This is a genomic window from Serratia marcescens (assembly GCF_029846115.1).
GTDB classification, from domain to species: Bacteria; Pseudomonadota; Gammaproteobacteria; order Enterobacterales; family Enterobacteriaceae; genus Serratia; species Serratia marcescens_L.
This window is the reverse complement of the sequence record NZ_JARVZZ010000001.1, coordinates 4,329,457-4,355,627: the sequence shown is the minus strand read 5'-3', so window position 1 is coordinate 4,355,627 and position 26,171 is coordinate 4,329,457. Positions and strand designations below refer to the sequence as shown.

Below are 26,171 nucleotides of genomic sequence, written 5' to 3'. Positions count from 1 at the left end.
GGCAGGAAAAAGCATAAAAACCTGCGCGCGCTCACATTAATGAGAGTAAGTAAGGCCATAAGGGCCGCGGCTAATAATTGCCTCTGAATTATGAAGCTATCTTATATCAGTGCAATGTTGCTAGTTCACCGGCGGGTATTTGTTACAATCCGCCCTCATTTTTTAAAGAGCAGATAGGGTACGAATGGCTCAGCAGGATATAAAAACATCGGGGCAGCAAGCACCCGGATTGCGCCGTGAGCTGAAAGCCCGGCATTTGACCATGATCGCCATCGGCGGCTCCATCGGCACCGGCCTGTTCGTTGCCTCGGGCGCCACGGTTTCTCAGGCAGGCCCCGGTGGGGCGCTGCTGTCATACGCTCTGATCGGTTTGATGGTGTACTTCCTGATGACCAGCCTGGGCGAACTGGCGGCTTTTATGCCGGTCTCCGGTTCATTCTCCACTTACGGCGCCAAATACGTAGAAGAAGGCTTCGGCTTCGCGCTGGGCTGGAACTACTGGTACAACTGGGCGGTGACCATCGCCGTTGACCTGGTGGCCTCGCAGTTGGTGATGAACTACTGGTTCCCGGACACCCCCGGCTGGATCTGGAGCGCACTGTTCCTCGGCCTGATGTTCCTGCTGAACTACATTTCGGTGAAAGGGTTCGGCGAGGCAGAATACTGGTTCGCGTTGATCAAGGTCAGCACCGTGATTATCTTCATCGCCGTCGGCGTGCTGATGATCGTCGGTATTCTGAAGGGCGGCGAGCACGCCGGCTGGCAGAACTGGACGGTAGGAGACGCGCCGTTCGCCGGTGGCTTCTCGGCGATGATTGGCGTGGCGATGATCGTCGGCTTCTCGTTCCAGGGCACCGAGCTCATCGGCATCGCGGCCGGCGAATCGGAGAATCCGGGTAAAAACATCCCGCGCGCGGTGCGCCAGGTGTTCTGGCGTATCCTGCTGTTCTATATCTTCGCCATTCTGATCATCAGCCTGATCATTCCATACACCGATCCGAGCCTGCTGCGCAACGACGTGAAAGATATCAGCGTCAGCCCGTTCACCCTGGTGTTCCAGCATGCCGGCCTGCTGTCGGCGGCGGCGGTGATGAACGCGGTGATCCTGACGGCGGTGCTGTCGGCCGGTAACTCGGGCATGTATGCATCGACCCGCATGTTGTACACCCTGGCTTCGGAAGGCAAGGCGCCGCGCATTTTCGCCAAGCTGTCGAAAGGCGGCGTGCCGCGTAACGCGCTGTATGCGACCTGCGTGGTGGCCGGCCTGTGCTTCCTGACGTCAATGTTCGGCAACCAGTCGGTTTATCTGTGGCTGTTGAATACCTCGGGCATGACCGGTTTCATCGCCTGGTTGGGCATCGCCATCAGCCACTACCGTTTCCGCCGCGGTTACATGCTGCAGGGCCGCGATCTGAACGATTTGCCGTACCGTTCCGGGTTCTTCCCGCTGGGGCCGATCTTCGCCTTCGTGCTGTGTCTGATCATTACCCTGGGCCAGAACTACCAGGCCTTCCTGCAAGACAAGATCGACTGGTACGGCGTGACCGCGACCTACATCGGCATTCCGCTGTTCCTGCTGATTTGGTTCGGTTACAAGCTGTCGCGCGGCACCCGCGTCGTGAAGTACAGCGAAATGGAATTCCCGAAGATGGACGTGAAGTAATTTTCGGAGAGTGAGACGCGGCGGGGGGCTCCCGCCGCGTGTGGTTTACTTTTTCCCGCCTTTGGCTTCCGCCAGCGCCTGCTGCGCCGAACTCATCAAATCTTCCACCGTCGCATAATCCTGCGTCAGCGCCAAAATACCGGCGTTGAGCTGCATGTTCACCTCGCCGAACGCGCCAAAGTCGTAGGGCGCCTCCAGCGGCGGCACGATGCGCGCCAGGAACTCGCTTTCCGCGCCGTAAGGCAGATCGTGCACCAGAATCAGAAACAGGCCGCCGGTGTAGCGGCAGACGTAGTCACTGGGGCGGAGCAGCGTCTTGAGGCGCTCACCGACGGTGCGCAGCACGTCATCGCCGATCTGGACGCCGTGGCTTTGGTAAAGCGCCGCCAGCGGGCCGAATTCAAGAATGAACAGATGGGAGATCGTCTGTGCTGCTGCGGGGCGGCAGATGCTGCGCATCACTACCTCGCCGCCCGCGCGGTTGAGGAAGCCGGTCAGGCGATCGCGGTGGGACGCCTGCTGCTTCTCCCAGGCCAGCGTGACGTGCTGTACCCGCTGACGGTGGTAGCGCGCGATCATGCCATGGGCCAGCACCAGCCACAGCGGCGCGAGGTCCGCCAGGACAAACAGGTTTTGCACGCGCGACAGCGGCGCCGCCAGCAGGTAGGGCAGCGTCAGCGCGATCACCTCAAGCAGCGCGAAGCGCGGCGCGGCGGCATGGCGCTGCATCAGCCAGCAGGCCAGGGCGGTTATCGTCAGACCGGCGAACAGGATCAGCACGAAGCGGCCCGACAGCATCGCCAGCGCGGCGCTGGCGCCAACCAGCAGCGCCCACAGCAACACCGTCACCAGCATGGCGTTCGGCCAGGCGGATTGTTGCCGCTGCGCCAACCCGGCGCGCCCGGCGGTCAACAGCAGCAACAGCAGCAGCAGAACGATACCGACCAGCCGCTGGTTCAGCCAGGCGTACCCTACCAACAGCGCCGCCGGCCCCACGGCATTCAGCCAGGGAGTGAGAGGAGAGGGCGTCAGCGTGAGCCGCAGCTGGCGTTGAAACGGCTCGTCGTCGGCGTGCAGTGGGCTGTGCAACAGCCAGTTCAGCAGCGCCGGGCGTTTGGGCGTTACCGCCGGAGATGGACTTCTCATTACAGCCTCGTCAATAAGGCCGCTCTTGCGGCGGCCTGAAGGTTTTTTGCACGCGCGGTGCTGTGGTTTGGATTCTATGTGGTTTTGTCGTTATTTGTCAGAGTCTGGTCGGATCAGGAATAACTTTCAGAATAATGAACCTTATGGCCGCTGGCGGGGGTAAGCGTGGTGCTTTGAAAAATGGCGTGTAAAAACAAATTGTTACATTTCTATAACGCTGTTTTCACCTATTGATATGATTGATAAGTATTATCGTTTGCTTTATTGTGGACGGCTGCGCGCAGGCTGTCGCCGCGCGCTTTCCGGTTTACGGCGGACGCCTTCGCGCCGCTGTCATGATGGTTGTAACAGGTATCTTAACGAATGAGCGTATCCACCGATCCCATGACCGACGCCAAGGGGCAACCCAACGCCGGCGTGATGGGGCGTTATCAGCATATTCTTCGCCATCGCCTGTTGATGATGGGCGTGTTGGCACTGGCGATCCTGGGCTCGCTGCTGCTGGATTTCACCATGGGGCCGTCCGGGCTGTCGCTGTCGTCCTTATGGCAAACGCTGCTTGACCCCGCCGCGGCCGATGCCGGCACGCGGGTCATCGTCTGGGACATCCGCTTGCCTTACGCGCTGATGGCGGTGGTGGTGGGTTTTGCGCTCGGCCTGGCCGGGGCGGAAATGCAGACCATCCTGAATAACCCGCTGGCCAGCCCCTTCACCCTCGGCGTGTCATCCGCCGCGGCCTTTGGCGCCGCGCTGGCGATCGTGCTCGGCATCGGCATTCCGGGCATTCCCGATCAATGGTTCATCTCCGCCAACGCCTTTATCTTTGCGCTGTTCGCCGCGCTGATGCTCGACGGCATCACGCGCTGGACGCGGGTCGCCACCTCCGGTGTGGTGCTGTTCGGCATTGCGCTGGTGTTTACCTTCAACGCGCTGGTATCGATGATGCAGTTCATCGCCAGCGAGGACACGCTGCAGGGGCTGGTGTTCTGGACCATGGGCAGCCTGGCGCGCGCCTCGTGGGACAAGTTGGGCATTTTGTTCGGGGTGTTCGCCGTGCTGCTGCCGCTGTCGATGATGAGCTCGTGGAAACTGACCGCGCTGCGTCTGGGTGAAGACCGGGCGGTGAGCTTCGGCATCGACGTGCGCCGTCTGCGGCTGACCACGCTGCTGCGCATCAGCATTCTCTCGGCGCTGGCGGTGGCCTTTGTCGGGCCGATCGGTTTTATCGGCCTGGTGGCGCCGCACATCGCGCGCATGATCTTCGGCGAAGATCACCGTTTCTATCTGCCGGCCAGCGCGCTGATTGGCGCGCTGGTGCTGTCGATGGCCTCGGTGGCGTCGAAAAATCTGGTGCCTGGGGTGATCATTCCGGTGGGCATCGTCACGTCGCTGGTCGGGGTGCCGTTCTTCCTGAGTATTATTCTGCGCCACCGGGGGAACGTATGAGTCAGGGCTTGCGAATAGAACACTTCTCGGCGGGCTACCCGAAGCGCCAGGTGATCGACGATCTCTCGGTGCCGATGCTGCCGCGCGGGCAAATCACCGTGCTGCTGGGGCCGAACGGCAGCGGAAAATCGACGCTGCTGCGCTCGCTGGCCGGGCTGAACCCGGCGCAGGGCAAGCTGTGGCTGGACGACGGCGATCTGATGCAGATGCCGTTCGCCCGTCGGGCGGAGAAAGTGGTGTACCTGCCGCAGTCGCTGCCCGCCGGGGTGCATCTGCACGTGCTGGAGTCGATCATCGTGGCGCAGCGCGCCTCGGGCGGCCGCAGCAACGCCGGCAGCGAAGCCGAAGTGATGGCCTTGCTGGAGCAACTGGGCATCGCCCACCTGGCGCTGAGCTATCTCGATCAGCTGTCCGGCGGCCAGAAACAGTTGGTGGGATTGGCGCAGTCGCTGATCCGTCAGCCCTCGCTGCTGTTGCTGGATGAGCCGCTGAGCGCGCTCGATCTTAACTACCAGTTCCACGTGATGGATTTGGTGCGCCGCGAAACCCGCAAGCGCAATATCGTGACGGTGGTGGTGGTGCATGACATCAACATCGCGCTGCGTCACGGCGACCACGTGCTGATGCTGCAGGATGGCGATCTGATCGCCGACGGTGCGCCGGATCAGGTGATTACGCCACAGAGCCTGGCGCGGGTCTACGGCGTGCGCGGGCGTATCGAACGCTGCTCGCAGGGCACGCCGCAGGTGCTGATAGACGGTCTGGTGAACCAGCCGACGATTTAATCCAAGAAAAAGTTTCTTTTTCACATAATGCCGCTCACTTAAGCCCGAGTGGCATTTTTTTATCCAGCCTCTGGGCGTTCTGTGCAGGGGAATTGCCGTAAATGCCCCGAATTTCTCTGTTACCACAATGAACGGCAATTGGAGGGGCCGAAGGCACGGCCCCTCCACCCGCGCCTTCGCTTAACACCGACTGTCCGCTGTGCGGATACCCTCGCCGCGTCTGCATTGTCGGGCGGGTCGGCTGCGACAAACATCCCTGTTAGTCTCGCCTCAACCGGCCTTCCCTGGCCGGTTGCCCCTGACAACGCTGTCTTGCTCGGCAGCCGGTGATGCGCGCCAAAGGTCAACACCCGTGCGGGCAGCTACCGGGAAATCTGTCGCTTATGAGGTTGTGGTAGAGAAGTTGGAGATGAGCACGGTGTTGGGTGCCCTCGAAGACGCCGAACGCAGGCATAGCGCATTAGGCGAAACCGCCATGGACGGCGGTTTCAGGTGAGACAGGCAGGGACGCCTGTCGCAACCGGCCTCAATGCGGTATGGCGGAGAGAGGACAAATCTGCCTGGAGCAGATTTGAACGCTGCTTGCAGCGGCCCCGAAGGGGCGAGGCCCAGGGATGGGCTGAGTAACGTTGGCAAAGCCAACCGTCTGACAGGGCAAAGGCGCGGGTTGCCAGGGGCCGCGCCTTCGGCCTCTGGCTCGGTCGAGGTGCGTGAGCCACCTGGGGCATCTCACTTTTATCGACCGAAAATTTCACGAAAGCCTGCATAAAAACGCTAACTGACCAGCATTACGGCATCGCCGGGCTTTCTTTATCGTGCTGCGTGATTCAGCGCCTCGCTCACGCGTTCGACGACGTGCTGGGCGGTGACGATGCCGCCGGACAGGTAAACCTCGGCCGCCGGCAGGTAAACCACCTGGCCTTTTTTCACCGCCGTGGTTTTCTTCAGCGCGGTGCCGGTGAGGATCTTCTGCGGTGCCACCGCGTTCGGCCGTCCGGTCGCGGCGTCTCTGTCGATAACGAACAGCCAGTCCGGGTTCAGTTTGGCCACCTGCTCAGGCGTCAGCTTGTTGCCGCGTACGTCTTTTTCGTCGGACTGCAGCGCGGACGAGAAGCCGAGAGCGTCATAGACGAAGCTGAAACGGCTCTTGGGCGCATAAGCGCTGATCTTGCCGCCGGAGAACAGCACCACCAGCCCGCGCCCGGCCTGAGCGGCCTGCGGTTTGACCGCCGCGATCTGCGCATCCAGCTTATCGATCGCCGCCTGCGCCTGCTGCTGCTTATCGAACAGCTCGCCCAGCTGCAGCGTGCGCTGTTTCAGGCTGCCCAACTGATCCTGCGGATCGACGGACATGTTCAGCGTTGGCGCCAGCGCGTTCAGCTCGTCATAGGCTTTGGACGCCCGGCCGGCGATCAGGATCAGATCCGGCTTGGCGGCGCGCAGCACGGCCATATCCGGCTCGAACAGGGTGCCGGCATTGAGGTATTTGTCATCCTGATAGCGCTTCAGGCTATCCGGCAAGTTCTTGCGGTTGCCGGGCAGCGCCAGCGGCTCGACGCCCAGGAGCTGCAGCGTTTCCAGCGAGGCGTAATCCAGCACCACGATGCGCTGCGGGTGCTTCTTCACCTCGGTGCTGCCGTTCAGGTGCTGGACGTTGACGGTGGCCGGGGTAGCGGCTACCGGCGTATCGGTTTTGCTGTGGCAACCCGCCAGCGCCATCGCGGCCAGCAGGGCGATCATCAGGGGGGAGCGGCGTAATTTCATGAAGCTTCCTCACGAAGATGGAATGAAAAGGGCGCGCAGCGCGCGCCCGGGGGCATCAGAAGTTATAGGTCATGCCGACGGTGTAACGGCGGCCGTCCAGCGTGGTGTTGTAGTGGTCGTAATCCACGGTCTTGTCGAGGATGTTGTAGACCCCGCCGGTCAGCTGCAGGTTTTTCGCCGCCTGATAGCTCAGGCCCGCATCGACGAAGGTGTAGGACGGCGTGCTCTTGGCCATCGAGGTGCGGCTCAGGTAGTCAGAGGTACGGCTGCGGAAGTTAACGCGCGACCACAGGCTGAGGTCCTGCGTGGCGCGCCAGTCGAGCACGGTGTTCAGCATGTGCTTCGGCATCTGGTTGAGCGCCTTGCCCTGGAACTCGCCGCTCTTCTGTTCGGAAGCGGTGTAGGTGTAGTTGGTGTTCCACTTCCAGTCTTTGTTGATCTGCCAGCCGAAGGTGGCTTCTACGCCGCGCATATTGGCTTTGTCGACGTTGACGCGATCGCTGATAAAGTCGTAGGACGTGCCGCCGATGGTGCAATCCGGCGTGTCTTCGCAGCGGCGCACTTCGGTGATTTTGTCTTTAAAGTCGGTGTTGAAGACCGTCACGCCGGCGTTAACGCCTTTCAGGCTATCCCACATCAGGCCGATTTCTTCGCTCAGGCTCTTCTCTGGCTGCAAATCCGGGTTACCGACGATGATGCCTTTACGCACGCCGCCGCCGGTGACCTGCCCCCAGTTAGGGGAGGATTGGCGCAGATCCGGCGATTTGTAACCGGCGGAGACGCCGCCTTTCAGCGTCCACTGTTCGGTCAGGTGCCAGACACCGTACATGCGCGGGGTCCAGTGGCTGCCGAAGTTTTCATCCTGATCCATGCGGATGCCGCTGGTCAGGCTGAAGTCGTTGGTCAGCGCCCATTCGTCTTCAGCGAACAATGCCCAGCTCCAGCGCGTCAGCTTGCTGAGACCTTGAGCCGATTCAAGCTGGTTGCCGCCGTCGCCCAGTTTTTCATAGCGGTATTGGCCGCCGAGGTTCAGCATGTGGGAACCCAGCTCGAACTGGTTCTGGGTGTTGAAGATGGTGTTGTAGGCCTTCATGTTACGGCCCGGGTTACCGGTTTCTTCGCGCTGCACGTAGCTGGTGGAGTTGCCGAAGTCATAATAGCCGTTGTGGGTCAGCGAGTAGTTGGTGCGCGTATACAGGCTTTCGCTGCGGGACGTCGGCGAGCATTTGCCTTTGCTGCAGCGCTCCGCCACCACCGATTTGCCCGGCGTGCTGTTGCGATCCTGCAGCGAACGGCCGATTTCGAAGTCGAATTCGTTTTTCTCGTCCGGCGTCAGGGTGAACACCGCGGTGCCGCTGCGCATGCGCTGTTCGTTGTAACCGTTGACGATTTTATCTTCCGCGCGGCGCGACAGCAGGCCGTTGACCCGCACGCCGAGCAGGCCTTCAATCAGCGGGCCGGAGGCGTAGGCGTTGGTCTGGAACAGATCGCCGGAATCGCGGTTTTCCTGAAGGGTGGCGTCGCCGTGCAGCGAGCCTTTCCACTCGGTGCGGGAAGTCTTGCGGGTGATGACGTTGATCACGCCGCCCATGGCGTCGGAACCGTACAGCGAAGACATCGGCCCGCGCACCACTTCGATGCGCTCGATGGCTTCCATCGGCGGCAACCAGCCCTGTTCGATGCCGGCGTTGTCGCTGTTCGGACGGGTACCGCGGGTGTCGACGCGCTTGCCGTCCACCAGGATCAGCGTGTACTTGGAAGACATGCCGCGGATGCTGATGTCACTGCTGCTGGCGCCGCCGGTGACCACCACGCCCGGCACGTCTTTCAGTGCGTCGGTCACGTCGCGATAGGCCTTGTCTTCGATCTGCTGGCGCGGTATCACCGAGATGGAAGCGGCGGAGTCCTGAATTTTTTGCTGGAAACCGGAGGCGGTGACGACCATGGTGTCCTGGGTGTCGTCCTGCGGCGCGGCCAGCGCGGCGGTGGCGCTGAGTGAGGCGATCACCAGAGCGGCGAGCTTGCTGTAACGTGGCGTTTCCATGAGGTAAACCTTTCCTGGATTGAAGTGAAAGTAATTAACCAATTGAATTTCTAATGAAATTATTCATCGTTCGCTGAGAAATACTTCGCTTCGTCAGCGTTGCGTGAGGGTATTGTAAGGATTTTTTACTGAATGTAAACGCTAATGATAATTCATATCATTTGTATGCTGGTTTTACTGACGTGAAAGGGTAACCGGATGAATTAAAGGGAAAAGCGGCGCAGCGAGCGTGCGCCGGGGATAATCAGCGTTTCTGGATGTAGGTGATGGCCAGCGCCAGTGCCAGCACCAGACCTTTGATAATGTCCATGGCATAGTAGGGCACCGACAGCATCACCAGGCCGTTTTGCAGCACGCCGAGGATCACCGCGCCGATCAGGGTGCCGAGCGCATTGGGTTTACCGGCCCCGGCCAGCGAGAAGCCGATATAGGCCGCCGCCACCGCATCCATCAGATAGCCGCCGCCGGCGTTGACCTGCGAAGAGCCGATACGTGACGCCAGCAAAATGCCGCCAAGCGCTGCCAGCCAAGAAGAAATGACGTAAGCGGCAACCCTGTAACGCACGGTGCGGATGCCCGACAGGCGCGCCGCTTCAGGGTTGCCGCCGATGGCATACATGCGGCGGCCATGCTTGGTCAACGACAGGAACAGCTGCACCGTCACGGTGACCGCCAGCATAATCAGCACGATCACCGGCACCTGGCCGAGGGCGGAAAACACTTCCGTGATCAGGCCTTCCGCCATGTCGCCATTCGGCAGCACCATGTTTTGGGTGATGGAACCGCCGTAGCTGTAGGTCATCGCCACGCCCTGGATCACGAACAGGCTGGCCAGCGTCGCCAGCATATCGGGGATTTTTAGCACCACGATCAGCAGGGCGTTGAACAGACCGACCAGCGTGCACAGCAGCAGCGTCACCACGATGGCGCCGGTGGTGTCGAAACCGTGCCAGACGAACAGCGAAATCACCAGCGCGTTGGCCAGCGAGGCGGTCGAGCCGACCGACAGATCGAAACCGCCGACCGACAGCGAGACAGAGACGCCGATAGCGATCACCGTCACGATGGCGATCGAACGCAGGATATTGATGATGTTGTTGGCATCGAGGAAGTTGTCCGACGCCAGGCCGAACAGGGCGATCAGCGCCGCGACGGTCAGCAGCATGCCCCATTTGTAGAGGAAATCGAACAGCTGTTGACGCCAGGGCAGCGCAGGCCGCAGGGCTAATTCTTTACTCACGCAGGGGTTCCTCCGGTGGAATAGAGCAATAAGGTTTCTTCGTCGATGTTGGCGGCGTTCAACTCCGCCACGATGCGGCCGTCCCACAGCACGCAGATGCGATCGCACAGGCCAATCAGCTCGGCGAACTCGCCGGAGGCGTAAATCACGCCTTTGCCGGCGCGCGCCAGGCCGTCGATCAGGCCAAACAGCTCCTGCTTGGCCTTGATGTCCACGCCCTTGGTCGGTTCATCGAAGATCAGCACCTCGGCGTCGCCGCGCAGCCATTTGCCGATCGCCACTTTTTGTTGATTGCCGCCGGACAGGCGCGCCAGCCGCTGTTGCGGGCCCGAGGCGCGAATGTTCAGGCGCTGCATGATCTCGCGCGCCCAGCGCAGCTCTTGCCGCCGGCTGAACAGGCTCCAGCGCGAAAAGCTGTCGTCGGCGCTGACGCTCAGGTTCATCGGGATCGCCTCATCGATGAAAATGCCTTCTTTGCGGCGTTCCTCCGGTACCAGCGCCAGCCCCTGTTCGACCGAGAGATGCGGCGCGCGCGGCGCCCAGGGCTGCCCGCGCAGTTCGCCGCGCTCGAGCTGCACGGCGCTGGCGCCGAACAATGCCTTGCACAGCTCGGTTTTGCCGGCCCCGGCCAGCCCGGCGATGCCGAGGATCTCGCCCTCATGCAACCGCAGCGAAACGTCGCGCAGCTTGTGGCGATCGCGCAAGCCTTGCACCTGCAGCAGCGTTCGCTCGGCGTGCGGCGGGCGCGGCGGCGGGAAAATGTCGTCCAGCCGATGGCCGAGCATCTTTTCGACGATCTGTTCGCCGCTCAGCCCGCGCATGGCGTCCTCGCTGACGCATCGGCCGTCGCGCAGCACCGTCAGCCGATCGCAAATGTCGCTCAGTTCGTGGATGCGGTGGGAAATGAACACGATGCCGATGCCTTCGGATTGCAGGCGGCGCACCACGTTAAACAGGCGCTCGCTCTCGGCGCGATCGAGCGGCGCGGTCGGTTCGTCGAGCACCAGAAAACGGCAGCGGTGCGACAGCGCGCGCGCCAGCAGCACCTGCTGTTTTTCCGCCAGCGTGCAGTCTGCCAGCCGCCTGCGCGGGTTGAGCGGCAGCGCCCATTGCTGCAGCAACTGCGCAGCGCGGCGGTGCAGCTCCGCCCAGTTCAGCCAGTGGCCCGGCTCGTTCAGCCAGTCCAGCATGATATTCTCCGCCACCGACAGCGTGGGGATCAGTGCGACGTCGACCTCCTGCTGCACCACGTGAATACCGTGACGGCGCGCCTGCAGCGGGGAGTGAATCGCCACCGCCTGGCCGTCTATCAGGATCTCGCCGCGATAATGATCGTGGGCGCCGGAGAGGATCGCCATCAGCGTCGATTTGCCCGCGCCGTTGGCGCCGACCAGCGCGTGGATTGAGCCGCCCTGCAGCGTGAAGTCCACGTCCTGCAGCGCGTTGAAGCCGGCGAAGGCGATCGAGATATTGCGCATCTCGAGGCGTGAAGGCGTTGCGGTTGACATTGCGTAATAAGGCCGTTTAGATGTTTAGATGGCTGTTTTGCTCTGTTGTAACACAGATTGCGCCGTTGGCAACCAACAAAATGGCATAACGGTGATGAAAAACGTGGGGAGGCTGGGGCGCAGCCCGCGTCAGGTTGCGCCGGTGCGAGAAGCGGTCAGAAGGTGGTGGGGGTGTGTGCGCTGACGATGCGGCAGATGCGCGCCGAGGTATTGCTGAAGCTGTGCGGGATGCCGGTGTTGATGGCATAACTCTGGCCGGCGGTCAGGCAGTAGCTTTGGCCGTTGATGGTCAGCACGATCTCGCCCTCCAGCAGGGTACCGATCTCTTCGCCCTGGTGCTTGATCTTTTCGCCGGTGGTGGTGCCGGGCTGGTAGGTTTCCAGCATCATCGCCAGGTTGCGCGTCGGACTGCCGTTGTGCACCAGCTTCATCGACACCCCCTGGCTGCCGATCTCAATCAGATCCTCCGCGTCGATCACCACGCGCGGTTCGTCGGCGGCTTCCGGTTCGGCAAAGAATTCAGACAGCGACAGGCCATACACCTTCAGCAGCTTTTGCAGCGTGCTGATGGCCGGGCTGACCTTATCCTGTTCGATGGTGCTGATCGCACTGTGGGTTAACCCGGACAGTTCGGCGACCCGGCGCTGCGACAAACCCAATTGCTGACGGATCTGTGACAGGCGTTTGCCCGGTGCCAAGCTGGCTTCGCTCATAGCGGTACTTCCTTCTGGTAAGGGCGACAGGTAGAAATGAAGATCGCTATCGGGTGCCTGTCTGGTCGATAACGATGCTGCATGATATCGGTAGTTAGGGTGGGTTTGGAAAATATATTGCCCATATTCACTCTCGGTGCGTTGGACGAAATAGTTGACGTAAAAATGGCAGCAAGGTCTTTTCGGTCAATATTTTATCAATTTAGCAGTCGGTGATGAATAATCAAACAGGATTGTAACATTTGCAAACCCATTCTGTTAAGACTATGTTTCATAGTGTGGATGTTATTTTGAGCGCCCGGCAGCGGCGCGACCTGGCGAGAAATCCAATCATGTGTTGAATCGAACGGCGGACGGGCGCTAACGCGCCTTAAGAGCATAATGGCGGGTGACGTATGCAAACCAATAGCGCAGCAGTTGAACATTTTGCACAGCATCATGAAGAGAGGCGAAGTAGCGCGTTCCAAAATGAGGTTGCTCATTATTTGGAACGCCATCCCGCCACGCAGTATGTCGATATCCTTCTCACCGATCTCAATGGTTCCTTCCGCGGCAAACGCATACCCGTCTCAGGGTTGAAAAAACTGGAAAAAGGCAGCTACTTCCCCGCGTCGGTGTTCGCCATGGACATTCTCGGCAACGTGGTGGAGGAGACCGGTCTTGGGCAAGATCTCGGCGAGCCGGACCGCGTATGCCTGCCGGTGCCCGGTTCGCTGACGCCGTCGGCCGCCGATCCGGAGCATATCGGCCAGGTGTTGCTGACCATGCTGGATGAAGATGGCACTCCCTTTGACGTTGAACCCCGTAATGTGCTGAACCGCGTGTGGCAGGCGCTGCGACAGCGCGGCTTGTTCCCGGTGGCAGCGGTAGAGCTGGAGTTTTATCTCATCGATAGGCTGCGCGACGCGGAAGGCGATCTCCAGCCGCCGTGTGCGCCCGGCACCCAGGAGCGCAACACCCAAAGCCAGGTGTACTCCGTCGATAACCTGAACCATTTCGCCGAGGTGCTGAACGACATCGATGCACTGGCGAAGCTGCAGGGGCTGCCGGCGGACGGTGCGGTGGCGGAGGCATCGCCGGGGCAGTTCGAGGTCAACCTGCGTCATACCGACGATATCTTGCTGGCCTGCGACCACGCGCTGGCGCTGAAGCGGCTGGTGCGGCTGGTGGCCGAAAACCACGACATGCACGCCACCTTTATGGCCAAACCCTATGAGGATTACGCCGGCAGCGGCATGCACGTGCATGTCAGCATGCAGGACGGGGCGGGCAACAACCTGTTCGCCGACGCCGAAGGCGAGGATTCACCGCTATTGAAACAGGCGTTGGCCGGGATGATCACCCTGATGCCGGCGTCGATGGCGCTGCTGGCGCCGAACGTCAACGCCTACCGGCGCTTCCAGCCGGGGATGTATGTGCCGATCCAGGCCGCCTGGGGCCACAACAATCGCACCGTGGCGCTGCGCATTCCCTGCGGCGAACCGGAGAACCACCGGGTGGAGTACCGCGTGGCTGGCGCGGATGCCAATCCCTATCTGGTGATGGCGGCGATCCTGGCCGGCATGCTGTACGGGCTGGACAACGTGCTGCCGCTGCCTGAACCGGTGACCGGCAACGGGCTGGAGCAGGAGGGGTTGCCGCTGCCGATCCGCCAGAGCGACGCGCTGTACGAGTTTGAACACCAGCACGCACTGACCCATTATCTGGGCGAGCGTTTCACCCAGGTTTATCACGCCTGCAAGACGGACGAACTGCTGCAGTTTGAACGGCGGGTGACGGAAACCGAGATCGACTGGATGTTGAAAAATGCCTGAATGGGCGTATAAGTAAGAAGTACGTGCGGGCAACCGGCCTGCCGGTAGCGGATTAATTCGCCTACCGGGCTGGTTTTCCGTTCGATCGACAAAAAGAATTTGTATTTGAGGGTTTCCGGATCTTGTCATCCGGAGGCATTCTGGTGCAAAATATCTCAAATGCAGATAGCCGACGTTTTGAAAGCGTCGGTTATTTTTTTTGCATTAAGTTTTACCAACGTAGCGTTTCATACACCAAGCGAGGCCGGACACCGATCCGGATAGATAAATAGTTTCGTGCACGATCAAACAAAACTTTATGGTCGTGACTCATGAGGATTAGAAAGATGGGGCAATTTTTCACTTTAGCACCGGTGCCCGCCGGTTTCCGCTGTGGCCGCAGCGACTATGGAGCAGCCGAGGTTACCTCGACCCGTTATCCAGCTTACAATCCCCTTCTTTTAGAATTAAGTCGCTCGTTGCGAAGTTTCCCCGCAACCTTAAGTCTTGGCGTGTCCGCCATCCGCAAGGCTCAAGGTAAGGGGGGGCTGAACAATGTCCGATAATACCCTCAACGCCGCTCCGGCTCAGCGCACCCAGCTGCGTAAAACCCTGACTTTGGTTCCGGTAGTGATGATGGGCCTGGCTTACCTGCAGCCAATGACCATCTTCGATACCTTCGGCATCGTATCCGGCCTGACCGATGGTCACGTCGCGACCGCGTACGCCTTCGCTCTGCTGGCGATCCTGTTTACCGCCCTGAGCTACGGCAAGCTGGTGAAGAAGTTCCCTTCCGCCGGTTCTGCCTACACTTACGCCCAGAAAGCCATCAGCCCGCACGTCGGCTTTATGGTGGGCTGGTCATCGCTGCTGGACTACCTGTTCATGCCGATGATCAACATTTTGCTGGCCAAGATTTACCTGGAAGCGATTTTCCCGGGCGTCCCGTCCTGGATCTTCGTGGCGGTGCTGGTCGGCTTGATGACGATTTTCAACCTGCGCGGCATCAAGCTGGTGGCTAACCTGAACTCCATCATCGTGGTGGTGCAGGTGGCGATCATGATCGTGTTCCTCGGCCTGGTGATCAACGGTATTTACCACGGCGAAGGCGCCGGTACGCTGGTCAGCAGCCGCCCGTTCTGGTCCGATAATGCTCACGTGGTGCCGATGATTACCGGCGCGACCATCCTGTGCTTCTCGTTCCTGGGCTTCGACGGCATCAGCTCGCTGTCTGAAGAGACCAAAGACGCGGAAAAAGTGATCCCGAAAGCTATCTTCCTGACGGCGCTGATCGGCGGCATCATCTTTATCGTGGTGTCTTACTTCGTGCAGCTGTACTTCCCGGACATCTCGCGCTTCAAGGATCCTGACGCATCGCAGCCTGAAATCATGCTGTACGTGGCGGGCAAGTTCTTCCAGTCGGTGATCCTGGTATTCTCCTGCGTGACGGTATTGGCGTCTGGCATGGCGGCGCACGCGGGCGTTTCGCGTCTGATGTACGTGATGGGCCGCGACGGCGTGTTCCCGACTCGCTTCTTCGGCTATGTGCATCCGAAATGGCGTACTCCGGCGCTGAACGTGCTGCTGGTTGGCGCCATCGCGCTGTCCGCGGTATCGTTTGACCTGGTGACCGCGACCGCGCTGATCAACTTCGGTGCGCTGGTGGCCTTCACCTTCGTCAACCTGTCGGTGATTTCGCAGTTCTACATTCGCGACAAGATGAACCGCACCGTGAAGGACACGTTTAACTACCTGATCCTGCCGGTGATGGGCGCACTGACCGTCGGCGCGCTGTGGATCAACCTGGAAGCCAGCTCGATGACGCTGGGCCTGGTCTGGGCGGCTGTCGGCCTGATCTACCTGGCCTTCGTCACCCGCAGCTTCCGTCTGCCGGTGCCGCAAGCGAGCGAAGACGCCGCCTAAGCGCGAGACGTCTCCTCAGCCACAAAAAAGGCCGCGTTCGCGGCCTTTTCCTTTTCTGCTTGCAGCAGGTTTTACCCCACCAACTCTTTGCCGTAATCGAACAGCGCTTTCAGCAGGGCAGTTTTCTCTTTGTCGCCTTCGTGCAGGTTATACAGCGATTCGAGCTGCAGCAGGTAACTCTGCACGCGCTCCGCGCTCAGCGCTTCCTGGCGGTGTTGCAGCCAGCGGCGCTGCTCGGCGTCGTCCAGCGTATTCGGGTAGTTGCGCGCGCGGAAACGGAACAGCAGCTCTTTCATGCGGCCGTCGCTGAAGGCCAGATCCAGCGCCGGCAGGTTCTGCGGCTTGGTCTGCTGGATAATCCTCATCGCCGCCTTGTCGGCATCGCTGAAGAAGCCATCGTACAGCCGGGCGTCGACGTCGTTGGAGCCTTTGAACGGCTCGGCTTCGGCGAACAGCGCCACCACTTTCTCGCGCACTTCCGGGTGCTGTTTCAGCAGTTGCAGGTTTTGCAGGCAGGCCTGGCGATCGATGCCCAGCCGCTCGGCGTTCTCCGGCAGCAGGGTTTTGGCCGGCGCCAGCACCGGGCATTTGTTGATGTGCACCAGCTTGATCGGCACCGGCGCCTGATCCGGCGCCAGATCGTCGCGGCGGGTGTACAGCCGTTCACGCAGTTGATCGGCGCTCAGCGTCAGCAACGGCGTCATGTCGCCGGCGAGATCGCACATGATCACCGCGTTCTTGTTGTCCGGGTGCCAGGCCAACGGCGACACCCAACTGGTGTTGCCGCGCGCCGCGCCGAACATGCCGGAGACGTGCACCAGCGGCGTCATGTCGGCGACGTCGATCAGGGCGTTCAGCTTGTGCTTGTTGCGGTGCTGCAGCAGGAAATCGAACAGCCGCGGCTGCGCCTGCTTGACCAGCTTGGCCATGGCGATGGTGGCGTAAACGTCCGACATCGCGTCGTGAGCCTGCGTGTGTTCGACGCCGTTGGCGCGCGTGAGGTGTTCGAGGCGGAAACTGGGGAAACCGTCTTCGTTTTCAGGCCAGACGATGCCGTCCGGGCGCAGGGCGTAGCAGGCGCGCATCACATCCAGCAGATCCCAACGTGAGTTGCCGTTTTGCCAGCTGTAGGCATAGGGATCGTAGAAGTTGCGATAGAAGATATTGCGGCTCACTTCGTCATCGAAGCGGATGTTGTTGTAACCGAGAATGCAGGTGCCGGCCACGCTGAAGGCCTGATGGATTTGGCGGGTGAACTCGGCCTCGTTAACGCCTTTGGCGCGCGCCACCTGCGGCGTGATGCCGGTGATCATCACCGCCTCGGGTTCCGGCAGGTAGTCGTCGGCGGGGGCGCAGTAGATGACCAGCGGCTCTTCGATAATGTTGAAATCCATATCGGTGCGCACGCCGGCGAACTGCGCCGGGCGGTCCAGCGACGGGCTCTTGCCGAAGGTCTCGTAATCGTGAATGTAAAATGTGGCCGTTGCCTTGCTGCTCAAAATCGCGTCTCTTCAGTGGCGGATACAATATGCCCCTATTGTAACGGCGTGGGGAGCGATGCCAAGCGGCGGTTAGCGAAATGCGCGCAATTACGCACGGCGATAGTAATCCAGCCGCTGGTGAAAGTAGGGGAGCAGGTGGTCGGGGATCTGTCGTTCTGTTTCCGCCTGGGTCGAGGCGATGCCGTAGCGCTCGTTGTAGATCACGCTGATGGCCAGCAAATCGGTTTCTATTTTCTCGCGTTGTGCCTGCGGTAAGCTATCCAGCTTTCGAGCCATCGTTATCTCCCTGTTAACCTTAGGGTATAATAGGATCGTTAGCGGGTCTTGTCCCTACCCATTCCGGGGGGCGATGGACGCCTGAGCGCTTTGCTGCGAGCGGGGGGCCTGACTGTGGCGCGCGGCGAACTCGCTCTGCGCCTGGTGCGCATTGAGGCGATCCGCCCGGTTATACAGCGAACAGGCGCCGCTTATCACCGCCCCCCAAAACAGGGTGCACAGCAGTAAAACCCCCAACCAGATTTTTTGGTTATAGGTCATAAGTCCTCCACGGACGAGAAGAGAAATAACATTGACCGTTAAATTAAATCAGGCGCTACATCAATGGTATTTAAACGGCGGAGATTAATCATGGAATCTATGCGGTTCTTTTGTTACTAAAGCCACGATGGATGTTTCAAAAGATTCCTTAAGATAATATTAAGAAAAATGAGTGAGGGCGCCGTAAATCTATTTAATATTTGTTTAAATATCCGCAGATACAATCTTCCACATTCAATACCAATGTGGGTGACAATTATGAAAACGCTACTGTTGACCGGCGCTACCGGCTTTCTTGGTGGTGCGGTTCTCGAAAAATTATTGATTGAAAATCAGTCTGTTAATTATCTTTTGCTGGTGCGTGCCGACGATGCACAGCAAGGGCTGGCCCGTATTCGTGCGAATATGGAAAAGTTTAATATCGACGCGAACCTGCTGTCTAAAATTACGATAGAAAATATATTGTTGGGCGACCTTTCCGAGCCGGCCAACTTTTTAACTGACGCACGTATTAACAATGTCACGCACGTTATTAACTGTGCGGCCGTTGCTTCATTTGGTAATAACCCGCTCATTTGGAAGGTAAACGTAGAAGGCACTTTGGCCTTTGCCGAAAAAATGGCGCAGGTGCCGGGACTAAAACGTTTCCTGCACGTCGGTACCGCCATGTCCTGTTCACCGGAGCCGGGTTCGCTGGTGGCGGAGAGCGGCGAGTTTGAGGAAGACGCCGAGCATCTGGTGGAATATACGCGTTCCAAATCCACCATCGAACAGCTGATGCGCCAACGCTGCCCGCAACTGCCGCTGACCATCGCTCGCCCGTCGATCGTGGTGGGGCACACCCGCCTGGGCTGCCAGCCTTCCAGCAGCATTTTCTGGGTGTTTGGCATGGCGCTGATGCTGCGCAAATTCATGTGCTCGTTGGAGGACAATATCGACGTGATCCCGGCGGACTACTGCGCGGATGCGTTGGTGATGCTGATGAACAGCGAAACGCTGGAGAACGACGTGTATCACATCTCCGCCGGCGTGGAGAGCAGCGTCAGCTTTGCCGAGATCGACAACGCCATGGCGGCGGCGCTGGAAAAGGCGCCGGTGGGCGATGAGTATGCGCAGGTGACGTATGACGCGCTGGTGAAAATGCGCCGCCAGCTGAAAGACATTTTCGGCCCGTGCAACGAGCGGCTGATGCTGAAAGCGATGCGCCTGTACGGATCGTTCGCCATGCTCAACGTGCGTTTCAGCAACGAGAAGATCCTCAAGCTGGGCATGCCGAAACCGCCGCGCTTCACCGACTACATTGCCGGCTGCGTGCAGTCGACCCGCGGGCTGTCTATCCAGCAGCAGATGGTGGTGGACTTCAAATAACCGCCGGGCGCAGCGGGCGCCCGAGATTATTGTCCGTTACCAGGACGAAGAGGACCAGAAGACGCGGCCGAGCACCACCAGTTGCTCCTTGCGCTGCTGATAGCTTAGGTGTTCGTCCTGGTACTCTTCCCGGTTGAGGGAGCGGATGACGACGCCGCCGTCCGGCTGCTCGATCAGCACCTTCACCCGCAGCAAATTGCCGTGGCGGATGGCATAAGTCTTGCCTTCGCGGATGCGCGTGTCGTCGGTGTTGATGCCGACCACGTCGCCGTCCTGCAGACGCGGTTCCATGCTGGAGCCGGAGATGCGGATAATGCGCGCGGCGTTGACCGCCACCCCCATCTTGTGCAGATAGTAACGGCGGAAAATCAGCGAAAACTCCTCGCGATCGACGATTTCGTAGCAGCCGTCGCCGGCGGAAAAATCAATATCCAGCAGCGGGATCTCCACAAACTCTTCCTTGTCTTGTTCGGTATCTTCCCATACCACCGGTTTCAAACGGGCGGGCTGGAAGTCCGACTCCGCCGCCACGTTGTCAAACGGGCGCACCAGCTGCTTTTCATGAAACACGTCGAACCAGCCCTTGGGCAAATTCAGCCTGGCCTCGATCCGCCTGGCCAGATTGTCGCCAAGATTGCGGGAGGATTTCTCCCCGATGATTTGGCTCAGCGTCGGCGCGGAAGACTCAACCAGCGTGGCGAACTCATTCTGGTTGACGCCTTGCCGGGCGTAGCGGGCCATCAATTCGCGCAGATTGTTGCGCCTGATTTCTTTAGTTTCCATCGTGCAATGATCGCACTCTTTAGCAAAAAGGTAAATAACGGTTTTGCTAAAAAACGCTTGCGCATAATTTAGCAATTAGCTAAAACAAAAAGGGTGAGCCAAAGGTTCACCTGTGCGGAGTGGCCTGTCATGATGAGAGGCCGCTCAGTGAAATCAAACGAGAGAGGGACTTTACGATGTACAAGATTGATTACAATAGCTACCGATCGGTCGCCAGCTTCGGCCACCGCGTGCGCTTTCTGGTGCTGCACTACACGGCGCAAAACTTCGCCGACTCGGTGACGTCGTTGACCGGAAAATCGGTCAGCGCGCACTATCTGGTGCCGGATCCGACCGAGGCCACCTACCAGGCCGCCGGCTTCAGCGGCGTGCGCATTTTTAACCTGGTGGACGAGAACGAGCGCGCCTGGCATGCCGGCACCAGCCAGTGGGGCACCCGCAGCAATATCAACGACACCTCGATCGGCATCGAGATCGTCAACCTGGCGAGCGGCGACGGGGAAAACATCACCTTCCCGCCGTTCAACCCGCAGCAGATCGAGGCGGTTACCCAGCTGGCGCAGAACATCCTGCAGCGTTACCCAGACATCTCGCCGGTGAACGTGGTGGCGCACTCCGACATCGCGCCGGGCCGCAAGAGCGATCCGGGCCCGCAGTTCCCGTGGCAGCAGCTGTATCAGGCCGGCGTCGGCGCCTGGTATGACGAAGCCACCAAGCAGCAGCGCCAGCAGGAATACTGCCGCCAGGGGCTGCCGGCACAGGCCGAGCTGCTGAAACTGTTCGCCCAATACGGCTACGACACCTCTGCGGCGAACACCGCAGAAGGCTATCGCCAGCTGGTGCGGGCGTTCCAGCTGCACTTCCGCCAGCAGAAGTATGACGGCGTGATGGATGTCGAAACCGCCGCCGTTCTGCGCGCGCTGGTCGACAAGTACGCCGCCTGAGCCTGACCGCGAATGGGGGACGCCTCATTCGCCTTTTCCTTGCCGGGCTTCCTCCGCTAAAATAGCGGCCTGGCTGGTCTTTATCGGAGGCAGCGTGCGCCTCGATCGAAAAATCTCTTCACTTGAATTGCTGACCTATCGCCACTATCGCATCGTTCACGGCGTGCGCATCGGGCTGGCGTTTATTCTGACCTTTCTGCTGATCCGCTTGCTGGCGGTGCCCGAAGGCACCTGGCCGCTGATCACCCTGGTGGTGGTGATGGGGCCGATCTCGTTTTGGGGCAACGTGCTGCAGCGGGCGCTGCAACGCATTGCCGGCACGGTATTCGGCGCCGCGTCCGGCCTGATCGCCCTGTATCTGGAACTCTATTCGCTGCCGCTGATGCTGGTTTGGTGCGGCGTGGTGATGTTCGTCTGCGGTTACCTGACGCTCGGCAAACGGCCGTATATGGCGCTGCTGGTGGGGATCACGCTGGCGGTGGTGTGCGGCGCGGGCGCCGGCGACATGCATACCGCGCTGTGGCGTAGCGGCGACGTGATCTTCGGCTCGCTGCTGGCGCTGCTGTTCACCAGCATTTACCCACAACGCGCCTATATTCTGTGGCGCATGCAGATGGCGGACTGCCTGCAAACCGCCGCCCGCCTCTACGGCGCGTATTTTTCACCGAACGTCATTGAGCGGCCGCGGCTGGAGCCGCAGCTCAAGGATCTGTTGAATCAGGTGGTGAAGCTACGCAGCCTGATCGTGCCCGCCAGCAAGGAAACCCGCATCCCCAAAGCGGTGTTCGAGGCGGTGCAAACCCTCAGCCGCAATCTGGTGTGCACGCTGGAGCTGATGGCCGACGCCTACTGGGCCTCGCGCGAAACGCACTTCATCATGTTGAACGCCCGCACGCTGCGCAGCACCCAGCTGCTGACGCTGAGCTCGCTGGAATCGCTGGCGGTGCTGATGCGCGAAGGGCCGCAGGCGCAGCGGCAGGCGGCGGCGGGGCAGCTGGCGGAGATCGCCGGCGAGCTGAAAACGCTGATGCAGGAGGTGAGCCTCGGCCAGCACGGCGAAGCGCCGATTTACGGCTATGTCTGGCTCAGCATGGAGCTGGCGCAGCAGCTGGAAGAGCTGGGGGATCTGCTCCAGGTCTGCACCGCCGCCGGGCGCGAATAAGGGGTCAGATCATGAAGGCGGCGCTTTGGGTTTTGGCCACCGGGGCAAAGTGGGTAAGATAAGGCAATCACTGTTGTGCCGGACCGCCACAAACCTGTATCTTGGTGCCATGTGGCCGTAAGCAAATGAATCTGTGTATTACTAAAGCAAGGGTATAAAGATGGATAATGCAAATAAGCCGAGTTTCCAGGACGTGCTGGAGTTTGTGCGTATGTTCCGCCGCAAAAACAAACTGCAACGCGAGATCGTCGACAACGAAAAGAAAATTCGTGATAACCAGAAGCGCGTGCTGCTGCTCGACAACCTGAGTGAGTACATCAAGCCCGGCATGAGCATTGAAGACATTCAGGGCATCATCGCCAACATGCGCAGCGACTACGAAGATCGCGTTGATGACTACATCATCAAAAATGCCGATCTGTCCAAAGAGCGCCGCGAGCTGTCCAAAAAGCTGAAAGCGATGGGCGAAGTGAAGTAACCCGCTTTAGCGGGCCGGGCGTCCTGCCTGGCCCGCCTAATTTTCCCTTCTTGCCGACACTGCCGTTTCCGTTGGGGCGTTCCCCGGCGGCCGAAGGCGCCTCCCCATCCTGCAGGATCTGCAGGTGACCGCCGGGGAACGCTTATTACTGCTCCGATCCGTACATGTCGAAGTCGAAATACCTGTCGTTGATTTTCTTGTAAGTGCCGTTGGCGCGGATCGCCTGCAGCGCGTCGTTGAAGGCGTTAAGCAGCGCGGTATCGTCTTTGCGCACCCCGATGCCGTCGCCGATGCCGAAGTATTTGCTGTCGTTCAGTTCGGCGCCGATAAAGGCGAAATCTTTGCCGCCGGGCGTTTTGAAGAACTCGCTGGCGCTGACGCTGGCCAGCAGCGACGCATCCAGCCGGCCGTTGGCCAGATCTTCGTTCACTTCCTGTTGGCTTTGGTAGGCGACCACGTTGACGCCAGCCGGGCGCCACAGCGCGTTGGCGTAGGCCTCCTGGCTGGAGCCTTGCTGCACGCCGACCGATTTGCCCTTCAGCGAGGCGATGGTTGGCTGCAGATTGCTGCCTTTATGCGCCACCAGCCGCGCCGGGGCGTTGGAGACCTTGCTGGAGAAGGCGATCTGCTGCTGGCGCTGCGGCGTGATGGTCATCGACGAGGCGATGGCGTCGAATTTTTTCGCCTGCAGGCCGGGGATCATGCCGTCCCAGCTGCTTTCCACCCACACGCATTTGGCCTGCATCTGGTCGCACAGCGCTTGGGCGATATCGACGCCGAAGCCGGTCAGCTTGCCCTGCGGGGTTTTATACTCCAGCGGTGGAAAGGTGGGATCGATGCCCAGTTTGATCACTTTGCCGCTGAATTCACCGCTCAACGCGGGAAAACTCGCGGCCAGCGGCAGTAACAACAACAGCCCTTTGATGGTTTTCATGTCATTTCCTCAGCGTTGGCGATTAAACCGCGGGGCGAGCCAAAAAGCGCTCGACCAATTTGATCCAGTAGGTGGCGCCCAGCGACAGACTGTCGTCGTTGAAGTCATAACCGGGGTTGTGCAGGGAATTGCCCGGCGTGGCGGGGCCGTTGCCGATCGAGATGTAGCTGCCTGGGCATTTCTCCAGCATAAAGGCAAAATCTTCGCTGGCGGTAAACGGCCGCAGCGTGGGGATAACCCGGCTCTCTCCGGCCCATTCCAACGCCACCGCGCGCGCCAGCTCGGTTTCTGCCGGGTGGTTCACCAGCACCGGGTAGCCGTGCTGATAGTCGATCTCCGCGCGGGCGCCGAAGCTGGCGGCCTGCGCCGTGACCAGCTCGGTGATGCGCTGCTCCAGCCGCTCACGCACCGCTGCCGTCAGCGCGCGCACGCTGAGCGTCAGGGTGGCGGTCGCCGGGATCACGTTGGCGGCCTGGCCGGCCTGCATCGCCCCCACGGTGACGATCGCCGTTTCCTGCGGATCGATATTGCGCGCCACGATGGTTTGCAGACTCATGACGATGGCCGCGCAGGCCACCACCGGATCGACGGTGCTCTGCGGCACCGCGGCGTGGCCGCCGTGCCCATGCAGGGTAATGTGTACCGTATCGGCCGAGCACATGAAGGGGCCGCTGGCGAAACCCAGGTGGCCGGTGGGGAAACCGGGCACGTTGTGCATGGCGAACACCGCGTCGCAGGGGAAGCGCTCAAACAGGCCGTCTTCAATCATCACTTTGGCGCCGCCGCCGCCTTCTTCCGCCGGCTGAAAGATCAGGTGCAGGGTGCCGCTGAAGTTTGGCTGCCGCGCCAGATAGCGCGCCGCCGCCAGCAGCATGGCGGTGTGCCCGTCGTGGCCGCAGGCGTGCATCACCCCGGAATGGGTGCTGGCGTGCGGCAAACCGGTCGTTTCGGCAATCGGCAGGGCGTCCATGTCGGCGCGGATGCCGAGCGATTTTCCCGGCCCGCGCTGCAGTGTGGCGACAACACCGGTTTGTCCTACGCCGCGCGTGACGCGGTAACCCCATTCCGCCAGCCGCTGCGCCACCAGATCCGAGGTCGCGAACTCCTGGAAGCCCAGCTCCGGGTGGGCGTGAATGTGGCGGCGAAGCGCGACCATCTCATCATGAACGGCGGCGATCTCAGGCAGTACGAGTGAAGGGCTCATCACGGTCTCCGGCAAAGGGTCCCGGCCAACGGGCGGGGAATGGGGCAGAGGAGTAGGTATCGAGACTAGCAAACTCCGTTTTTGCCGGGTAGCCGCCGTTCGGTTATGCTGACAACCGATGATTGTCAGGAGGTGAACATGAAACTGCACCAACTGCAGGCGCTGGTGGCCAGCGCCGACAGCGGCAGCATTCGCGCGGCGGCGCGGCATCTGGGGCTGTCGCAGGCGGCGGTGACCCGCGCGCTGCGCGAACTGGAGCAGGAGCAGGCGCTGCCGCTGCTGATCCGCACCCCGACCGGACTGGGCTTTACCCCCTACGGCAAAACCCTGCTGGCACACGCCCGGCTGGTGTTGAATCAGCTGGAGCAAGCGCAAGGTGAAATGGCGGCGCTGCGCGGGCGAACGGCGGATCTGGTCAAGGCGGCGATCACCCCCTGGCTGATGCTGACGGTGCTGCCGCCGGCGGTGATGGCGTTTCGCAGCAAGGTGCCGGCGGTGCGGCTGGAACTGTCGGAAAGCCTGATGGCCAACGCCCAGTCTCAGCTGCGCGAGGGCACGATGGATTTCGCCATCACGCCGCTGCCGGCGTCGTCGGCGCCGCAGGAATTCCACTGCGAGCCGCTGCTGGAGTATGAAACGGCGTACATGGTGCGGCGCGGCCACCCGCTGGCGCACAGTACCTCGCTGCATCAGCTGCTGGAGCAGGATTGGGTGATGAGCTATACCCCGGAAAGTTTCGATGCGCTGCTCGACGAGGTGTTTCACCGCCACGGCGCGCGCCTGCCGCGCCAGCGCATTATCCAGGCGCATTCGTTCGGCATGCTGCAGGCGCTGGTGGAGTCCGCCGAGATGTGCACCTGGTGCCCGCGGCCGATCGTCGCGCTGCCGCAGTTCGCCTCCCGCGTGCAGCCGCTGGCGCTGCGGGAGAGCTGCCAGCCGGCGCAGCTGAATATCGTCACCCGGCGCAACAGCATTCTGAGCGCCGCCGCCCATGCGTTTATCGACACGCTGGTGCGCACCCTGCGCCAGCAGACGCGATCGTCGCGGCCGGAAGATCGCCAGATCTACGATCGCGTGCGCCTGCTGATTTAGCGGATCCCCCCGGATCGACGATCCCGTAAATGGGATCGCGATCCGCATTTGTAGCATTTTCCGTCGTAATGTTAACGATATGTGACTTCGCTCAAATAATTATTTTTGCGGCTTTGGTTATATGTTGCTCTATGTTCACGTT

At 60.6% G+C, this 26,171-nt stretch carries 22 protein-coding genes; 10 read left to right on the top strand and 12 right to left on the bottom strand.

The features are described from left to right. The first annotated feature begins 184 nt into the window (after positions 1 to 184). Positions 185 to 1,663 (top strand): amino acid permease, encoded by a 1,479-nt coding sequence (locus QDT79_RS20805; protein WP_063989303.1) that lies wholly within the window; start codon positions 185 to 187, stop codon positions 1,661 to 1,663. Positions 1,664 to 1,708: 45 nt separating this feature from the next. On the opposite strand, the gene QDT79_RS20800 is transcribed toward QDT79_RS20805, so the two are convergent. Then, a complete protein-coding gene (locus QDT79_RS20800) occupies positions 1,709 to 2,809 on the bottom strand; it encodes a GGDEF domain-containing protein (RefSeq protein WP_107226534.1) in 1,101 nt (366 codons plus the stop codon). Positions 2,810 to 3,172: 363 nt separating this feature from the next. On the opposite strand from QDT79_RS20800, the gene QDT79_RS20795 reads away from it, so the two are divergent. Next, entirely contained in the window at positions 3,173 to 4,255 is a 1,083-nt protein-coding gene (locus tag QDT79_RS20795; RefSeq protein WP_031300718.1) for a FecCD family ABC transporter permease, read from the top strand. Beyond that, a complete protein-coding gene (locus QDT79_RS20790) occupies positions 4,252 to 5,040 on the top strand; it encodes an ABC transporter ATP-binding protein (protein ID WP_033647994.1) in 789 nt (262 codons plus the stop codon). Before QDT79_RS20795 ends, QDT79_RS20790 begins: the two co-directional genes overlap by 4 nt. Positions 5,041 to 5,850: 810 nt before the next feature. Here the strand turns inward: QDT79_RS20790 and QDT79_RS20785 are convergent. From QDT79_RS20785 to puuR, 5 genes are all read right to left on the bottom strand, one after another. Continuing rightward, positions 5,851 to 6,804, bottom strand: coding sequence for a siderophore ABC transporter substrate-binding protein (locus QDT79_RS20785; protein WP_308317021.1), 954 nt, complete (start codon positions 6,802 to 6,804; stop codon positions 5,851 to 5,853). A 55-nt stretch (positions 6,805 to 6,859) separates the two neighbouring features. Beyond that, positions 6,860 to 8,848 (bottom strand): ligand-gated channel protein, encoded by a 1,989-nt coding sequence (locus QDT79_RS20780; RefSeq protein ID WP_063989228.1) that lies wholly within the window; start codon positions 8,846 to 8,848, stop codon positions 6,860 to 6,862. Positions 8,849 to 9,092: 244 nt separating this feature from the next. After that, entirely contained in the window at positions 9,093 to 10,088 is a 996-nt protein-coding gene (locus QDT79_RS20775; protein ID WP_308317020.1) for an ABC transporter permease, read from the bottom strand. Then, positions 10,085 to 11,596 carry a sugar ABC transporter ATP-binding protein gene (locus tag QDT79_RS20770; protein WP_308317019.1) on the bottom strand — a complete coding sequence of 504 codons (1,512 nt, stop codon included), beginning with the start codon at positions 11,594 to 11,596 and terminating at the stop codon, positions 10,085 to 10,087. Before QDT79_RS20770 ends, QDT79_RS20775 begins: the two co-directional genes overlap by 4 nt. Before the next feature lie 155 nt (positions 11,597 to 11,751). Next, positions 11,752 to 12,309, bottom strand: coding sequence for an HTH-type transcriptional regulator PuuR (puuR, locus tag QDT79_RS20765; RefSeq protein WP_038877865.1), 558 nt, complete (start codon positions 12,307 to 12,309; stop codon positions 11,752 to 11,754). Between the two features lie 395 nt (positions 12,310 to 12,704). Between puuR and QDT79_RS20760 the strand changes: the two genes are divergently transcribed. Then, complete coding sequence (locus tag QDT79_RS20760) at positions 12,705 to 14,123, top strand: glutamine synthetase family protein (RefSeq protein WP_149559119.1); 1,419 nt, start codon at positions 12,705 to 12,707, stop codon at positions 14,121 to 14,123. Positions 14,124 to 14,657: 534 nt separating this feature from the next. Continuing rightward, positions 14,658 to 16,025, top strand: coding sequence for an APC family permease (locus QDT79_RS20755; protein ID WP_063989232.1), 1,368 nt, complete (start codon positions 14,658 to 14,660; stop codon positions 16,023 to 16,025). Between the two features lie 71 nt (positions 16,026 to 16,096). Here the strand turns inward: QDT79_RS20755 and sbcB are convergent, their stop codons facing one another. The 3 genes from sbcB to QDT79_RS20740 all read right to left on the bottom strand — a co-directional run bounded on the left by sbcB (position 16,097) and on the right by QDT79_RS20740 (position 18,064). Beyond that, positions 16,097 to 17,524, bottom strand: a complete 1,428-nt coding sequence (gene sbcB / locus QDT79_RS20750) for an exodeoxyribonuclease I (RefSeq protein ID WP_149559120.1) — start codon at positions 17,522 to 17,524, stop codon at positions 16,097 to 16,099. Positions 17,525 to 17,614: 90 nt separating this feature from the next. Next, positions 17,615 to 17,803 carry a DNA polymerase III subunit theta gene (locus tag QDT79_RS20745; protein WP_033635247.1) on the bottom strand — a complete coding sequence of 63 codons (189 nt, stop codon included), beginning with the start codon at positions 17,801 to 17,803 and terminating at the stop codon, positions 17,615 to 17,617. 54 nt (positions 17,804 to 17,857) lie between these two features. Continuing rightward, on the bottom strand, positions 17,858 to 18,064 hold the full coding sequence (locus QDT79_RS20740; RefSeq protein WP_107226528.1) for a hypothetical protein: 207 nt from the start codon (positions 18,062 to 18,064) through the stop codon (positions 17,858 to 17,860). A gap of 258 nt (positions 18,065 to 18,322) precedes the next feature. Between QDT79_RS20740 and QDT79_RS20735 the strand changes: the two genes are divergently transcribed. Beyond that, a complete protein-coding gene (locus tag QDT79_RS20735) occupies positions 18,323 to 19,432 on the top strand; it encodes an SDR family oxidoreductase (protein WP_107226599.1) in 1,110 nt (369 codons plus the stop codon). 36 nt (positions 19,433 to 19,468) lie between these two features. On the opposite strand, the gene QDT79_RS20730 is transcribed toward QDT79_RS20735, so the two are convergent. Next, positions 19,469 to 20,215: a S24 family peptidase gene (locus QDT79_RS20730; RefSeq protein WP_004935623.1), complete on the bottom strand. Its 747-nt coding sequence runs from the start codon at positions 20,213 to 20,215 to the stop codon at positions 19,469 to 19,471. 176 nt (positions 20,216 to 20,391) lie between these two features. Between QDT79_RS20730 and QDT79_RS20725 the strand changes: the two genes are divergently transcribed. The 3 genes from QDT79_RS20725 (at position 20,392) to tmaR (ending at position 22,799) form a co-directional block, all read left to right on the top strand. Beyond that, the gene (locus tag QDT79_RS20725) at positions 20,392 to 21,159 is read left to right on the top strand and encodes an N-acetylmuramoyl-L-alanine amidase (protein WP_063989235.1); all 768 of its coding nucleotides are present in this window, start codon (positions 20,392 to 20,394) and stop codon (positions 21,157 to 21,159) included. Positions 21,160 to 21,253: 94 nt separating this feature from the next. Next, positions 21,254 to 22,321, top strand: a complete 1,068-nt coding sequence (locus tag QDT79_RS20720) for an FUSC family protein (protein ID WP_070914537.1) — start codon at positions 21,254 to 21,256, stop codon at positions 22,319 to 22,321. A gap of 160 nt (positions 22,322 to 22,481) precedes the next feature. After that, complete coding sequence (gene tmaR / locus QDT79_RS20715) at positions 22,482 to 22,799, top strand: PTS system regulator TmaR (protein WP_004935612.1); 318 nt, start codon at positions 22,482 to 22,484, stop codon at positions 22,797 to 22,799. Between the two features lie 145 nt (positions 22,800 to 22,944). Here the strand turns inward: tmaR and QDT79_RS20710 are convergent, their stop codons facing one another. Next, on the bottom strand, positions 22,945 to 23,733 hold the full coding sequence (locus QDT79_RS20710; RefSeq protein ID WP_308317017.1) for an ABC transporter substrate-binding protein: 789 nt from the start codon (positions 23,731 to 23,733) through the stop codon (positions 22,945 to 22,947). Positions 23,734 to 23,755: 22 nt separating this feature from the next. Then, complete coding sequence (locus QDT79_RS20705; RefSeq protein WP_308317016.1) at positions 23,756 to 24,937, bottom strand: M20 aminoacylase family protein; 1,182 nt, start codon at positions 24,935 to 24,937, stop codon at positions 23,756 to 23,758. Positions 24,938 to 25,075: 138 nt separating this feature from the next. On the opposite strand from QDT79_RS20705, the gene QDT79_RS20700 reads away from it, so the two are divergent. After that, complete coding sequence (locus tag QDT79_RS20700) at positions 25,076 to 26,029, top strand: LysR family transcriptional regulator (protein WP_308317015.1); 954 nt, start codon at positions 25,076 to 25,078, stop codon at positions 26,027 to 26,029. The last annotated feature ends 142 nt before the right edge of the window (positions 26,030 to 26,171 follow it).